The sequence below is a fragment of the Luteibacter sp. genome (assembly GCF_009912395.1).
In the GTDB taxonomy this organism is placed as follows: Bacteria; Pseudomonadota; Gammaproteobacteria; order Xanthomonadales; family Rhodanobacteraceae; genus Luteibacter.
On the sequence record NZ_WNDO01000027.1, the window covers coordinates 16,520 to 31,348 of the forward strand.

General features: G+C 66.4%; 10 protein-coding genes. 9 read left to right on the top strand and 1 reads right to left on the bottom strand.

Annotation, left to right across the window (positions count from 1 at the left end; translation table 11 throughout):
- Window positions 1-19: 19 nt before the first annotated feature.
- Window positions 20-2,131 carry a phospholipase C, phosphocholine-specific gene (locus GAK28_RS19890; protein ID WP_291783519.1) on the bottom strand — a complete coding sequence of 704 codons (2,112 nt, stop codon included), beginning with the start codon at window positions 2,129-2,131 and terminating at the stop codon, window positions 20-22.
- 209 nt (window positions 2,132-2,340) lie between these two features.
- Here GAK28_RS19890 and GAK28_RS19895 point away from each other — a divergent pair, with 209 nt between their 5' ends.
- From GAK28_RS19895 to GAK28_RS19935, 9 genes are all read left to right on the top strand, one after another.
- Window positions 2,341-4,137: a right-handed parallel beta-helix repeat-containing protein gene (locus GAK28_RS19895; RefSeq protein WP_291783522.1), complete on the top strand. Its 1,797-nt coding sequence runs from the start codon at window positions 2,341-2,343 to the stop codon at window positions 4,135-4,137.
- 179 nt (window positions 4,138-4,316) lie between these two features.
- Entirely contained in the window at window positions 4,317-5,063 is a 747-nt protein-coding gene (locus GAK28_RS19900) for an aldolase/citrate lyase family protein (protein ID WP_291783525.1), read from the top strand.
- Window positions 5,064-5,095: 32 nt separating this feature from the next.
- Complete coding sequence (locus GAK28_RS19905; RefSeq protein WP_291783528.1) at window positions 5,096-6,319, top strand: ATP-grasp domain-containing protein; 1,224 nt, start codon at window positions 5,096-5,098, stop codon at window positions 6,317-6,319.
- Complete coding sequence (locus GAK28_RS19910) at window positions 6,316-8,091, top strand: IucA/IucC family protein (RefSeq protein WP_291783531.1); 1,776 nt, start codon at window positions 6,316-6,318, stop codon at window positions 8,089-8,091. Before GAK28_RS19905 ends, GAK28_RS19910 begins: the two co-directional genes overlap by 4 nt.
- Window positions 8,088-9,269: an MFS transporter gene (locus GAK28_RS19915; RefSeq protein WP_291783622.1), complete on the top strand. Its 1,182-nt coding sequence runs from the start codon at window positions 8,088-8,090 to the stop codon at window positions 9,267-9,269. The genes GAK28_RS19910 and GAK28_RS19915 overlap by 4 nt, the downstream gene beginning before the upstream one ends.
- On the top strand, window positions 9,247-10,995 hold the full coding sequence (locus tag GAK28_RS19920; protein WP_291783534.1) for an IucA/IucC family protein: 1,749 nt from the start codon (window positions 9,247-9,249) through the stop codon (window positions 10,993-10,995). Before GAK28_RS19915 ends, GAK28_RS19920 begins: the two co-directional genes overlap by 23 nt.
- Complete coding sequence (locus GAK28_RS19925; RefSeq protein WP_291783538.1) at window positions 10,992-12,221, top strand: type III PLP-dependent enzyme; 1,230 nt, start codon at window positions 10,992-10,994, stop codon at window positions 12,219-12,221. Before GAK28_RS19920 ends, GAK28_RS19925 begins: the two co-directional genes overlap by 4 nt.
- Before the next feature lie 84 nt (window positions 12,222-12,305).
- Window positions 12,306-12,677 (top strand): DUF2946 domain-containing protein, encoded by a 372-nt coding sequence (locus tag GAK28_RS19930; RefSeq protein ID WP_291783541.1) that lies wholly within the window; start codon window positions 12,306-12,308, stop codon window positions 12,675-12,677.
- A gap of 54 nt (window positions 12,678-12,731) precedes the next feature.
- Entirely contained in the window at window positions 12,732-14,828 is a 2,097-nt protein-coding gene (locus tag GAK28_RS19935) for a TonB-dependent copper receptor (RefSeq protein WP_291783543.1), read from the top strand.
- Window position 14,829: the final 1 nt, after the last annotated feature.

Below are 14,829 nucleotides of genomic sequence, written 5' to 3' on the forward strand. Positions count from 1 at the left end.
ACACCACCCCTGCCCGACTTCAGCCGCTCCGCCCGGACAACGCCGGGTCGCTCAGCGACGGATGCCCCGTTTCGAGGTGGCCCGCGAAGCGTCGCAGGAAGCGCGGGTCGGTGTCGCAGGTGGCGCTGAGGTCGTACCAGTGCTCACAGGACGCCAGGTTGCGAACGATCTCCAGCCGTGCGCCGGGAGCGAGCGGATAATGCGACGGCGAAGCCTCCGCGTAGTGGTTCGCCGTGAGAGTAATGGTGCAGGCGCGCTCACCCGGGTTCACCAGCAGAAGCTTCAGCTCGTCGGGTCGATGGCCGGCGACGATGCTCACCTCCGGCAGCGCCAGCGTGGCCTTGTCGGCAGCGGCGTCCGGCTGGCTGCCGCCGAACTGGCGGAAGAAGCCGTTGGGACCATGCACGGTCAGGTCGTAGGCGTTGCCGCTGTAGATGCTGGTCCAGTAATCGGAAAGCGACTTGCCAGCTTCCACCGTATAGGTCCACGGACCATCCGATCGCGATACGGACGAGACATGGAAGAACGCGCCCGTACCACCCGTGTTGCTGAAGTCGAGCCAGTAGCGGCCATTGTCGATATCGACTCGACCCGAGGCCTCCACCATGTAGGACAACGGCCGGGTACGTCGACGCCCGGGTTCCTGCTTCGGCAGGTGCTGCTCCGTCGGCGGCGTCGGGACGAAATCGGTGTGGTGCTGGCGGTCCGGCACATAGGACGTGGTGTCGGGCAGATGCGGTACGCCGCCTTCAGGGTGGGTGAAGTCGAAGGCACTGGTGAGGTCGCCGCAGATCGCGCGACGCCATGCCGAGATATTCGGCTCGTGCACGCCGAAGCGCTTCTCCAGGAAACGGATGATCGAGGTGTGGTCGAACACCTCCGAGCAGGCCCAGCCACCCTTGCTCCATGGCGAGATCACCAGCATCGGCACGCGCACGCCAAGGCCGTAGGCGCCCGACACGAAACCACCGCCTCCCGGGTAGATCTCGCCATCGATGCTGACGGTGGACAGGCCCTGCGATCGCGCGGCCGCCGGATACGGCGGGACGACATGGTCGAAGAACCCGTCGTTTTCGTCGTAAGTGATGAACAGGGCCGTCTTGCTCCAGACCTCCGGATTGGAGGTCAGCGCGTCCAGCACTTGGTCGATGTACCACGCGCCATAGTTGGCCGGCCAGCTCGGATGCTCGGTATAGGCTTCCGGCGACGCGATCCACGATACCTGCGGCAGGCGGCCCGACTGCACGTCGTTCTTCAGCAGCTCGAACAGCGATTGGCCGTCCGATGTCTTCGTTCCCGTACGGGCCTTTTCGTACAGCGGGTTGCCCGGCTGCGCGTTACGGTAGTTGTCGAAGTACAGCAACGAGTTGTCGCCGTAGTTGCCGATGTACGGATCGGACGTCCAGCCCCAGTGACCCGCGGCATCGAGACCCTGCCCCACGTCCTGGTAGATCTTCCAGGACACGCCGGCCTGCTCCAGGCGCTCGGGATACGTGGTCCACGAATAGCCCTTCTCGGCGTTGTCCAGCACCGGGCCGGCACCCTTGCCGTCGTTGCCGACGTAGCCGGTCCACATGTAGTAACGATTGGGATCGGTCGAGGACAGCAGCGAGCAATGGTAGGCGTCGCAGACCGTGAAGGCATTGGCCAGCGCGTAGTGGAACGGGATGTCCTCTCGCGTCAGGTAGGCCATGGTGGTCGTGCCCTTGCTCGGCACCCAACCGTCGTAGCGCCCCTGGTTCCAGGCGGCGTGCGTGTCGTTCCAGCCGTGCGGCAGGTCGACGATGAACTGCAGGCCGAGATCGTCGGCCACCGGGCGGAACGGCATGAGGTAGTCGTCGCTACCGGCCTTGACCGGCTGCTCCCACACGCTGCGATCGGCGCTCAACATGAAGGGGCGCGGGTCGCCAAAGCCGCGGACACCACGCAGGCTGCCGAAGTAGTGGTCGAACGAGCGGTTTTCCTGCATCAGGATCACCACATGCTCGATGTCGGCCAGCGTGCCGGTGCGCCTGGCCGCCGGCACGGAAAGCGCCCTGGCGATCGATGGCGGCAGGAGGCCCGAAGCCATGGCCGCGCCTGCGGCGCCGAGGGAGAGCTTGAGGAAGTTCCGGCGGCCGTTCTCGGTCATGGGGTTTCCGTGGGTGCGTGATGATCGGACCGGCTGGCCCTTCGGTCGCATTGTCGGGAGGGTGTATGACAATCGTGTTTGGAGCCCCGTGCATGGATCACGGATTTGTCGATTGGTTCCGTCGCCGGCATTAGACAATTGGCGAACTAGTCGGCGCCATGGGCGACGGATACGCTCCGCCCACCCTCCCCACGCCGGAATCGATTCCCATGAAAAAGAGCGCCATTCAACGTGCTTCCGTGTTTTCTGGTTTCATGCTGGTCGCGGCGCTCAGCGACCCGGCGGCAGCCGTGGTCCGCGTCGCGGTATCGCCCAAAGATGCCTCGCTTCCGGCCAACGGGCAACTGACCTTCTTTGCCGACGTCACCGGTGGCGCGTCCCGCGACGTGGTCTGGACGGTGAACGGCGTCCCCGGTGGCGCACCGGCCATCGGCACCATCGACGAGCATGGCGTGTACCAGGCACCCGCCGGCGAGCCGGGCAGCGTCAAGGTATCCGTCGCGGCCACCTCGAAGGCGGATCCATTGTCATCCGATACGACGACGATGTCCGTCGCCGCGCCGGTGGTGACCGGGGCCACCTACTACGTGGCGACCAACGGCAACGACGGCGGCGCCGGAAGCAGCGACGCGCCGTGGAAGACGATCCAGCATGCCGTGGATACGGTGCCGGCCGGATCGACGATTCAGGTGGCGGGCGGTGTGTACAACGAACGAGTGACCGTGGCCCGCTCCGGCTCGGCCTCGGCCGGCTTCATCACCGTCACGGCCGATCCGAACGACCCGGCCATTCTCGATGGCGAGGGGCGTGCGCCGGAGGGCTCGCCCGGCACCGTCGGCCTCATCACGCTCAACGACGTCAGCTACGTACGCATCCAGAACCTCGAGCTGAGGAACTTCGAGTCCACGGATGCCTCCACGTTTGCGCCGGCCGGTATCTATGTGCAGGGCTCAGGCAGCCATATCGAGCTTCGCGGCAACCATATCCACGACATCCGGACGACCGACGAGACCAAGGACGCCAACGCCTTCGGCCTGGCGGTCTACGGCACGGGACGCACCCCGATCAGCGACCTGATCATCGATGGAAACACCTTGCACGACCTCACGCTCGGGCAGAGCGAATCGCTGCCGATCAACGGCAACGTCACGCGCTGGCAGGTTACCCACAACACGATCTACCAGAACAACAACATCGGGATCGACGCCATCGGGCTGGAGACGACGGCGCCCGTGGACGACCAGGCCCGCAACGGCTGGATCGCCAGCAACGATATCCATGACGTCACCTCGGCAACCAACCCGACCTACGACAACACGCCCTCGGCGGGTGGCATCTATGTCGACGGTGGTACCCGCATCACCATCGAACGCAACAGCGTACGCGCGGCGGATATCGGTATCGAACTGGCCAGCGAGCACAAGGCCAAGATCTCCAGCCAAATCATCGTCAGGAACAACGTGATCCGGGACAGCGTCGTCACCGGCCTGTCGATGGGCGGCTACAAGAAGGCCGCGGGCGGCACGACGTCCTGCTCGGTGATCAACAACACCTTCTTCAACAACGACACCTCAGCCTCCGGTTCCGGCGAGTTGCAAATCCAGTACAACGCCAAGGACAACCTCGTCGCCAACAACATCTTCCAGGCCAATGCCCAGGGACTGTTCCTGAGCTACCAGCCCAAGGACAACACCACCCCGGCGTCGTTCGAGAACAACCTCTACTTCACCACGGCCGACAGCTCGGCGGTGAAATGGACATGGAAGGGTGTCGAGTACGTCGCGCTGGACCGTTTCCAGCGTGAAAGCAAGGCATCCGTGCGCGGACTGATGGCCGATCCGCGCTTCGTCAACACGGGCGACTATCCGCTGAAGATTGCGTCCGGCTCGCCTGCCGTCGCCTACGGAACCAACAAGGGCGCCGCGCTCCAGGGGCTGCTCGACCAGGCCGGATCGCCGCGCCTGTCGACCGACGGCAGCCTTGATGCCGGGGCATACCAGCACTGAAACGCATCGGTCATGGATGACCGATCCCTGCCCCCACGGGCCTTCACGACCCACGTCACAGTTCCCGCGACGACGCATCGTCAGATGCCGTCGTCCGGGATTCCATGACGTCAAATGTAATTGATAACGATTTTCATTTAGATATACTGCACGCCCCCAGAGCTAGCGGTCCCCAGACCATGCGCAGCCTTGTCGGCCTGCTCAACTCCGTGCCATCCCCCCTGCTTTGCGAGATGTTCGGTGCCGCCGGGTTCGATTTCGCGGTGCTGGATCTCGAACACCAGCTGGTGTCGCCCGACGATCTCCAGCACGCCATCCGCGCCTGTGAACTGGGTGGCTGCGAACCATGGGTTCGCGTGCCCGAGGTGGACGTGAAGCTGATCGGTCGCGTGCTCGATGCCGGTGCGAAGGGCATCGTGATCTCCCGCCTGGAAACCGCCGACGAAGCACGACGCGCCGTCGAGGCGGCGCATTTTCCGCCTCTGGGCCGGCGTGGCATCACCGGTGGCCGGGTGACGGGTTTCGGTCGCACCTCGCTCGAGGACTACATCGCTGCCACGCGCGATGGCATCCGCATCGTGCCCATGATCGAGAGCGCCGCGGGTGTCGACGCCCTGCCAGACATCCTCGCCGTGCCCGGCATCAGCGCCATCATGGAAGGTGCGCTCGACCTGGCGCTGGACATGGGTCTAGGTCCGCAGCCGATGCATGCCGACGTATGGGAGCGACTGCTTGCCATGGCCGCGCATTGCGACGCGGCCGGCATCCCGTTCTGTCCCAATCCCCGCACACCGCAGCAACGCGACCACTGGCTTGCCCGCGCACCGCGCTGGGTGCTTGCCGGCGAGGATCGCGGCCTGTTGCTGGGCGCGTTGCGCGCCCGTCGCCGTGAACTCGAACCGAGCGACGGCGCTCCCGCTTCCTGATTCGAATCCCGTCCTATGAGGTGAAAGTGGTCATGGATCTGCATCCGCTCGTCATTCTTGCCCATGTGCGCCACCCTGCCGTCACCGACGGTTTTCTTCCCGCCGCCCGACGCATGGGCCTGCCCGTGGTGATCCTCACGGATCATCGCCACGATCATCTGCGCTGGTTCGACGAACATCCCGACCATATGCCCGCGCGTATCGTGGAGTGCGATGTCTTCAACCCACTGGCGGCCATCGATGCGCTGCGCAGCGCGGGCATCCGCCCTCGTGCGGTGTTCACCAACAGCGATCACCTGCAATCATCCGCCGCACTGGTCGCGGAAGGCTTCGGCCTGCCCGGAAAGGACTGGCGCGTGTGCTACGCCGCCAAGAACAAAGCGGCCACGCGCGAGCGCCTGTTCGAACTAGGCCTTCCCACGCCGTGGTTCCACAGCCTGTCGCCAGGCGCCGGCGTGCCGCTGGACACACCCTGGCCGGTGGTCGCCAAGCCGCGCGAGGGCGTCGCAAGCATGGATGTCGCGCTATGCGCCGACGCATCTGCGCTGGAACGCTACCTCAAGGCATTCTGGCAACGCCATCCGGGGCGCAGCGTGCTGTTGGAGGCCTTCCTCGATGGTCCGCTCTTCACGCTGGAAACCCTCGGCGATGGCGAGCATGTCGAGGTGATCGGCGGTTTCGACGTGACCCTGTCCGAGCCGCCGCACTTCATCGAGCTGGAGGCGCGCTGGAACGGTCCTGCCGTGACGCAGGGACGCGACGAGGCGTTCGCGCAGGTGAAGGCTTTTGGCGCGACCTTCGGCATCTGCCATAGCGAGTTCATCCTCACTGCGCAGGGCCCCGTGCTGGTGGAGATCAACTACCGCAGCATCGGCGACGGACGCGAGTTCATGCTCGACCGCATGCATGGCGGCCACTGGTTCGAGACCTTGCTCCGTCCGCACCTGGGTGAATCGCTGGCCTTGCCCGAACGGCGACGCCACCACGCCCTGGTCCGCTACGTCGTCGCCACGCGCGAGGGCTGGCTGGCGAAGGCCGGCCGCGATGGCAGTGCGACGAATGAACGCTGGCATGCGGATTATCGGGCGCTGCGTCGCGAAGGCGACGAGATACGGTTGTCGCATTCCAACAAGGATTACCTCGGCATCCTCAACGTGGTGGCCGATGACGACGCCGCGCTGCGCTGCGCACTGGCCACCGTCCAGGAGCCCTTACGCTGGGACATCGTCGATCACGCGCCGGGAGTGGCCGCATGACCGCGCGCCCTCCCGTGGAAGCGGGCGACGCAGCCTACATCGTGCGCCGCATCGTGGATTGCTGCCTGCGCGAGAACCTGCGCGGACTGATCAGCCAGGGATGCATGGCGGTACCCGATGCCGTCGTGCTGCGCGCCTGGCCGCATGCCGCACCCGGCACATGGTGGGTGGTCGACCACCTACCCGGTGGTCGCGTCTGGTTACCCGTGGAGCGACGCGACTACATGCAGGCGCTGGGGGTCTCACACAATGGCTGGGTGCGCGAGACGAACGGCGATGTCCACTACGAAGACACTGCCGAGCGTTGGCTCTCGCTGCTCGGTGAAGGGCTGGATCACGAAACGTTCGCGTTGCATCGCGCCTACGCGGAGGAAGCGGCCTGCGCGACGGAGCACCGTACCTTGGCTCGCGAAGGCTACACCGCGGGTGCCGACCGCCTCGCCCAGGCGTTGAGCCATGACGATGCCATCGAGCGCGCCCTGCTCTGCGACCAGGTCGCGAGCCATCGCGATCATCCGTACTATCCGACGGCACGTGCCAAATCGGGTTTCTCGGAAGCTGACCTTCGCGATTACGCACCCGAGTTCGCCCCTACGTTCGACCTGCGCTGGCTCGCAGTACCGAACGACGCGCTGACCCTGACCACACAGCAGCCCGCGTTCTGGCCAACGATGGAGGACATCGGGCTCGATGCGTCGATGCGCGACACGCATGCCGCCATTCCCGTCCATCCGCTGACCTGGCGGCAGCTCGACGACTATGGTCTTCCTGCTGGCGTCGTGCGCGCCCCGCGCGCGTTCATGGCGGTGCGGCCAACGCTGTCCGTGCGCACCGTGGTGCCACTGGACCATCCTCGCCACCACGTGAAGCTGCCGCTGCTGATGCGCACCCTGGGCGCGCTCAACCTACGCCTCATCAAGCCGTCCACCATCTACGACGGCCACTGGTTCGAACGCGTGCTCCGCGCCATCGGATCGCATGACGCCGCGCTCGACGGACGCTACGCCCATGTGGACGAGTCGCATGGCGCACACGTGGAGGATGCCCGGCACCTGGCCTATATCGTCCGCACCTATCCGGCGCCGAACGACGAAACGATCCTGCCGGTGGCGGCGCTCTGCGCGCCCATGCCGGACGGGCGACCGCTCGCGCTGCATGTCGCCGACCGCTTCCATCACGGCGACGCGCTGGCCTGGTGGCAAGCCTACGTCTCGCTGCTGTGCGACGTGCATTTGCGCCTGTGGCTTGGCTACGGCATCGCGCTGGAGTCCAACCAACAGAACGCCGTGCTCTCCTATCGCCCCGGTGTCGCGCCGTCGCTGGTGATGAAGGACAACGACGCCGCGCGCGTACTGCCCGGGCGACTCTTTGCTCGCCTGCCCGCGCTTCGCGCCCTGGGCGAGCCACGCGACGCGCGTATCGTGGTGGACGAGGACGCGGCGTTGGGACGGATGTTCTGCACGATCACGCTGCAACTCTGCCTGCTCGCCGTTCTCGAAGGTGTCGCCGACGATCGGCCGGACCTCCGGCGCCCGTTCTACGCCACGCTGGTCGATACGCTGGAATCGACGCTCACGACGTTGGCCGGCGAAGGCATAGACATCGCTCCCGCGCGTGCCTTGCTCGATGCCGACGCGCTGCCGGTGAAATACCTGCTCAGCGCGGGAAGCCTGCTGAGCAAGCAGGCCACCGGCGCCGCCGACATCAACAAGTTCTACGGCCAGAGCGGCCCGAACTTCATGCACGATACCGCCCTGCGAGGTCGGGACTGATGCGTGTCATCGGTCCCGTCCTGACGGCCCACTACCTCGCGGCGTTCACCGCATTGGGCATGCCGGTGTTCATGCCGCGCGTGCTGGCGGAACTGGCACCGGGCGCGCCGACATGGCTGGCCGGTGCCCTCTATGTGCTACCTACGCTGTGTACCGCGCTGACCGCCACGACCTGGGGACGACTCGCCGATCGCTACGGCCGCCGTCTCTCGCTGTTGCGCGCGCAGGCCGGGCTCGCGTTGGGCTTCGCCCTGGCCGGGTTCGCGCCGAACATCGGATGGTTCGTGGTCGCCTTGGTGATCCAGGGCAGTTGCGGCGGCTCGCTGGCCGCCGCCAACGCCTACCTCTCGACGCAGTTCAGCAAGGAACCCGGTCGGGGGTCGCTTGCCCGTGCGCTGGACTGGACCCAGTTTTCGGCGCGGCTGGCAATGGTCACGGCACCCGCCCTGCTCGGCGTAGCGATGGCCTGGGGTGGTGCGCAGGAGTTGTATCGCTACCTTGCGCTCATGCCGCTCGTCGCCTTCGCGGTGACGCTCTGCCTGCCCAAGGACGACGTGCACGGCGATGCGCCCACGAAAGCGACGCCGACGGCCATTCCTAGCGCATGGCGCGATTGGCGTGGACTGCTCGGCGTGCAGTTTCTGTTCTGCTTCGCCATGGTTGTCACCTTCCCGTACTTCGTGCCGTACACGGAACACCTGGGCGTGGCGCACGACAGCGCCGCGGGCCTGCTTTACAGCCTGCCGCACCTGGTCTACCTCGTCGCCCTGCCGTGGTGGCGAGGCAGTGCGGCGGCACCCGAGCGTCCGCTGCTGCTCGGCTTGGCGCTGTTCTCGCTGGCCTGTGTCGCACAGGCGTCGCTGACGACACCTTTCTGGCTCGTCCCCGCGCGATGCCTTTACGGCGCCGGGATGCTGCTGGCCATCGGCGGCCTGAACCGTGCGCTGGGCGCGCGGGCGGGCGGTGGTCGTGCGGGCCATGTCTTCGGCCTGTTCGACGCCTGTGGCAAATGGGCCGGTGCGGTGGGCGGTGTCGCCGCCGGCGCGCTGGTCTCCCGCATCAGCCTCGCCGCTCCCTTCCTCGCGGCTTCGATCGCCGGCCTTGTCGCCGTGGCGGTCGCCGCCTTCGTCTTCCGTCCCCAGAAGAGGCAGCTCCATGTCCCCGCAAGCGATACGTGAACAGTGGCACCAGGCCCAGGCCGAATCGCAGGCGATAGCCTGCTGGCTCAACTGCTACCTCCGTGAGTTCGCCCTGCCGCGCGGTCTCGCGAACCTGGATTATCGCGGTCAGGACGCGCCCTCCGGACTGCTGCATGGCGAAGGACGCCTGCTGCGCATCGGCTTCACCGATGGTGGTCACGCGCTCTGTGTCCGCATCTCGCGCGGCAGCCGCCTCGGGCGCTGCGACTACGCCTCGGCTCCGTACCTGAAATCGCCGGGCGAACCCTGGCGTTGCGCCGACGCCGCGATGACCGTGCACTTCCTGCTGGAACGCCTCGCCCCCGAATGCGGCTTCAACGCGGAGCTGTTCGCGCAGACCATGAACAGCGTGGAGATCGCCCGCGAGATCCTCAGCCGTTCGCTGGATGCGCCGCTCTCCGACGACGCACTGCTGGACGCCGAGCAAGGCATGCTCTGGGGACACGCCCTGCATCCCACGCCGAAGAGTCGCGAAGGCCTGCCTGTGGCCACCGTCCTGGACGCGTCGCCGGAAGTCCGCGCCAGCGTGCCGCTGTACTGGTTCCGCATCGACCCGCGCCTGTTCCGCCAGCAGGGCCGCGATGTACGCGACACGTTGGAAGCCGCCGGCGGCGCACCGGACCTGTATCCCTGCCACCCCTGGGAAGCACCGCGCCTGCTCGCGCATCCGGCCATGCGCGCCGCCGTGGCGCAAGGCTGGATCGAACCCCTGGGGCCTCGCGGACGCGAGCTTTATCCCACATCGTCCGTCCGCACAATGTACCACCCGGACCTCGACTACTTCCTCAAGCTGTCGATCCACGTGCGCCTGACCAACTGCGTGCGCAAGAACGCCTGGTACGAGTTGGAAAGCGCGGTCGCGCTCACCGCCCTCCTGGCGCCCGCATGGCAGGACATCGGCCGCCATGTCCCGGGCTTCGATGTGATGGTGGAGCCTGCGGCGACGACGCTGGACTTCAGCGCGTTCTCCGACGACGCCGACGAGCTGCGCGACCTCACGGAAGGCTTCGGCATGCTCTATCGCGAGAACCTCTCGGCGCTGCACCGCAAGCGCTATCAACCGCAGGTAGCAGGCGCGCTGTTCACCACCGATCGCCAGGGCCGCAGCGTCTGCCGGGGCATGGTCGAACGTCTCGGCGGCCCGTACGATCATATGGCGCTGTGCTGGTTCGAGGCCTATGCGTCGATCCTGCTGGAAGGCAACTGGCTGGCGTTCTTCCAGCATGGCGCGATCCTCGAACCGCACTTGCAGAACACCGTCGTCGGTTTTGACCGCGGCATGCCCGCCAAGGTGTGGATCCGCGACCTGGAAGGCACCAAGCTCGTCGAACACCTGTGGTCGGACGACCGCCTCGACACGCTGACGCCGCGGGCACGCGCGTCCGTGCTCTATCCGGCCGAACTCGGCTGGAAGCGCGTCGCCTACTGCGCGCTGGTCAACAACCTCGCCGAAGCGATCTTCCACCTGTCCGGCGACGACGAAGCGCTGAAACAACGGATGTGGCAATCCATCGCCCATATCGCCGAGCGCTGGCAGGCCCGCCATGGTCGGCAGCCGCTGCTGCAAGGCCTGATCGACGGCGAGGCGCTACCCAGCAAGAACAACCTGCGCACCCGCCTGTTCAAGCGCGCCGATCGCGATTCGGACTACACCTATCTGCCCAGCCCGATCACGGCCACCGCCCACGCCCTGGTGGCCGCATGAACGTGGACGCATCGCTGCCACGCGTCCGCGAGGCGATCGCCGGACTACGCGCATCCGGTGCCGAACCCGTCTGTGCCTACGTATACGACCTCGATGCACTCGCCAGCCATGTGCGCTGGATGCGCGAACGACTGCCCGATGGCTGCGAGCTTTACTACGCCGCCAAGGCGAACGCGGATGAGCCGATCCTGCGTACCCTTGCGCCTTGGGTCGACGGTTTCGAGGCGGCCTCCGGCGGCGAATTGCGCTGGCTACGCCAATGCCAGCCGGGATATCCGCTCTTGTTCGGCGGCCCGGGCAAGCTCGACAGCGAACTCCTCGACGCATTGGCCCAGCCCGGATGCACGCTGCATGTGGAAAGCCTCGGCGAACTGCGTCGCGTAGCCCGGATCGCCGAGGCATCGAAACGGCCGGCATCCATCTTCCTGCGCATGAACATCGGCATCGAAGGCGTCGGCGATACGCGGCTGATGATGGGCGGCAAACCCACGCCGTTCGGCATGGATGAATCCGATCTCGCCGCCGCGTTGGCGATTGTCCGGCATCATGCGTCGTGGCTGTCGCTGGAAGGCTTCCACTTCCACCTCATGTCCCACCAGCGTGACGCGGCGGTGCAGTTGCGCCTCGTGCAGGCGTATCTGGATACGGTCCATCGCTGGCAAGACATCTATGGCATCACCGTCCAGACGGTAAACGCGGGCGGCGGCTTCGGCGTGGACTACGCCGATCCGTCGCGCTCCTTCGATTGGGCCACGTTCTGCGACGGCCTGCGGACGATGCTCGACGAGCGCAAGGAAACCCTGCGCCTGCGTTTCGAACCGGGCCGCTACGTGAGCGTCGCCTGCGGCTGGTATGTGATGGAAGTGCTCGACATCAAGCGAAGCCACGGCGAACTCTTCGCCGTGGCCCGCGGTGGCACGCATCATTTCCGCACACCACCCGCCCAAGGCCACGACCATCCCTTCGTGGTGCTGCGCGGTGACGCGACGCCGGACATCACCGAGGCAACGGTGACCCTCGTCGGCCAGCTATGCACCCCGAAGGATGTGCTGGCCCGGCAACAGCCCGTGCAGGCACTCGCGGTGGGCGACTGCCTCGCCTTCCCGCTCGCCGGCGCCTACGCCTGGAACATCTCCCACCAGAACTTCCTGATGCACCACCCCCCGACGATGCTCTACCTCCCCGTACGCTCGTCCGAAAGCGACACCCGCCGCCTCGTCGCCTGACGGGAGCGCGGCAATGTGCCGCCCCGCACGAGCGCCCGCGCGCTGGCATCATGCAAGACGTGGCATCGCAGGGTGTATAGGGACGTGAAAGCAGGACGGACATGGCGGCGCTGGTTTGGCTGGCTGGCCTTCGTGGCGGTCGGCCTGCTGTCGTTCGCGCCGCTGGTGTCCGAGCTTCGAGCCAGCGTCCTGGATGGCATTGCCATCGACGCCTGGTGCGAGGGCCACGACGGCCTCGTCCATCATCCGGACAAGGCGCATGCGGGGCTGCTCGATGCCTGCGGCTACTGCTCGTTCCTCGCGCATCATCCGGTGTTGCCGGGTCTTCCCGCGATCCTCATGCGCGCCCCCGCCGGATTACCGCCGGATCGGCTGCCGCTTCCCATCACGCCAAGGTTGTTCACGCCCTGGCTGCTCAATGTCGCTCCCCGAGGGCCACCCACCGGTACGCGCTGAACATCACGGACATGCCGCCCGGCGTGTCCTATCCGCCTGCCTGTGAGGAATCCCATGTCCCATCGCCTCTTCGCGGTGCGCGCCCCTGCGCGTGCCGGTTTCCGACTGTCACCCCTGTGCCTCGCCATCGCGTTCACCTCGCCGGCCATGGCCAGCGACGATCCCCCCACTGAATCGCTGACGCCGATCGTCGTGACGGCTCCCATGCAGACCAGCCCCCTTACGGTGGTCACCGATCCCAAAGCTCCTCGCCAACCGGTGCCGGCCAGCGATGGCGCCGATTTCCTGAAGTCGATTCCCGGCTTCTCGACGATCCGCAAGGGCGGCACCAACGGCGATCCGATCCTGCGCGGCATGAGCGGTTCGCGCCTGAACATCCTCGTGGACGGCGGCCAGATCGGCGGCGGTTGCCCCTCGCGCATGGACCCACCCACCTCGTACATCTCGCCACAGACCTTCGACAAGGTCACCGTGATCAAGGGGCCGCAGACGGTGATCTACGGGCCGGGCAATTCGGCCGGTACGGTGCTGTTCGAGCGCGAGTTCACTCGTTACACCACGCCTACCGTGTCGCTCGACGGGAACCTGCTCGGCGGATCGTGGGGACGCAACGACCAGTCGATCGATCTGCGCGGGGGCACCTCCACCGGCTACCTCGGCATCAGCGCCAACCACACACATTCGCAGGATTACGAGGACGGCGACGGCCGTCGCGTGCACTCCTACTACGACCGCTGGAACGCCGACGCGACCATCGGCTGGACGCCCGACGACGATACCCGGCTCGAACTGGTCGTCGGTCGCGGCGATGGCAAGGCCGCCTATGCGTTCAGTGGCATGGACGGTGCGCAGTTCCTGCGCGAGAGCGCCGGCCTGAAATTTATCCGCCAACGGCTGAGCGAACACTTCACCAAGCTGGAAGTACAGGCGTACATGAACTACGCCGACCACGTGATGGACAACTACACCCTGCGCCATCCCGATCCCGCGTCGATGATGCCGATGGCCATGGCAAGCGACGTGGCGCGTCGCACGGTCGGTGGACGTGTCGTGGGCACCTTCGACTGGGCGGGCTCCTTCTCCCTGGTGACCGGCGTCGACGGCTCGCGAAACACGCATACCGCGCGCAATGGCGGGCCGCCGAACGACATGATGCCCTACTACCGCTCGCTGCCTCGCGAGCGGGACGCACGCATGTCCACGGTCGGCGCCTTCGGCGAAGCCACCTGGCACGTCGCCGAACGCGAGCGTGTGATCGCCGGCCTGCGTTTCGATCGCGCGCAGGCACGTGGCTACGATCTTGCCGTCGCCCCGCAAGGTGGCATGCCGGGCATGGGCATGGCGATGGCGGCACCGGCCACCGTGGACGAGAGCCGCGCGTCCTGGCTGAAAGCCGGATTCATCCGCTATGAGCGCGATATTCGCAGCACCACGCTCTATGCCGGCATCGGCCATGTGGAACGCTTTCCGGACTATTGGGAACTGTTCGGCCAGCATGCCGCGAAGAACGTCGATGCGTTTAGTCGCACACGGCCGGAGCGGACGACACAGCTCGATGTCGGCGCGCAGTACCGGGCCGATCGGCTCCAGGCCTGGGTGTCGGCCTATGCCGGTGTGGTGGATGACTTCATCCTGCTGCGCTACGGCCAGGGCATGATGGACAGCGGGCGGGCCAGCAATATCCAGGCGCGCATCGCCGGTGGCGAAGCCGGTGCCGTCTACGCCTTGACACCGCACTGGAAGATCGACGGCACGCTCGCCTACGCCTGGGGTGAAAACCGCAGCGACGGTCGTCCCCTCCCGCAGATCCCACCGTTCGAAGCCCGCCTGGGACTCACGTACGACAGCGGCGACTGGTCGGTCGGCGGCCTATGGCGCGTGGCCGCCGCCCAGCATCGGGTCGCCATCGGCGACGGCAACATCGTCGGACAGGACCTCGGACCCACCGGCGGCTTCGGCGTGTTCTCGCTCAACGGCGGCTACCGCCTGTCAAAGCAGATGACGCTCAGCGCAGGTATCGACAACCTGCTCGACAAGACCTACGCCGAGCACGTCAATGCGGCGACGGTCGGTCTCGTCGGCTACGTGAACACGGTCCGGGTCAACGAACCCGGGCGCACGGCCTGGATGAAGTTGCAGGTGAACCTGTAGC

What these genes read in the sequence shown, in the direction of transcription:
- GAK28_RS19890 (WP_291783519.1), bottom strand. Translation starts at nt 2,131, where the DNA reads ATGACCGAGAACGGCCGCCGGAACTTCCTCAAGCTCTCCCTCGGCGCC.
- GAK28_RS19895 (WP_291783522.1), top strand. Translation starts at nt 2,341, where the DNA reads ATGAAAAAGAGCGCCATTCAACGTGCTTCCGTGTTTTCTGGTTTCATG.
- GAK28_RS19900 (WP_291783525.1), top strand. Translation starts at nt 4,317, where the DNA reads ATGCGCAGCCTTGTCGGCCTGCTCAACTCCGTGCCATCCCCCCTGCTT.
- GAK28_RS19905 (WP_291783528.1), top strand. Translation starts at nt 5,096, where the DNA reads ATGGATCTGCATCCGCTCGTCATTCTTGCCCATGTGCGCCACCCTGCC.
- GAK28_RS19910 (WP_291783531.1), top strand. Translation starts at nt 6,316, where the DNA reads ATGACCGCGCGCCCTCCCGTGGAAGCGGGCGACGCAGCCTACATCGTG.
- GAK28_RS19920 (WP_291783534.1), top strand. Translation starts at nt 9,247, where the DNA reads ATGTCCCCGCAAGCGATACGTGAACAGTGGCACCAGGCCCAGGCCGAA.
- GAK28_RS19925 (WP_291783538.1), top strand. Translation starts at nt 10,992, where the DNA reads ATGAACGTGGACGCATCGCTGCCACGCGTCCGCGAGGCGATCGCCGGA.
- GAK28_RS19935 (WP_291783543.1), top strand. Translation starts at nt 12,732, where the DNA reads ATGTCCCATCGCCTCTTCGCGGTGCGCGCCCCTGCGCGTGCCGGTTTC.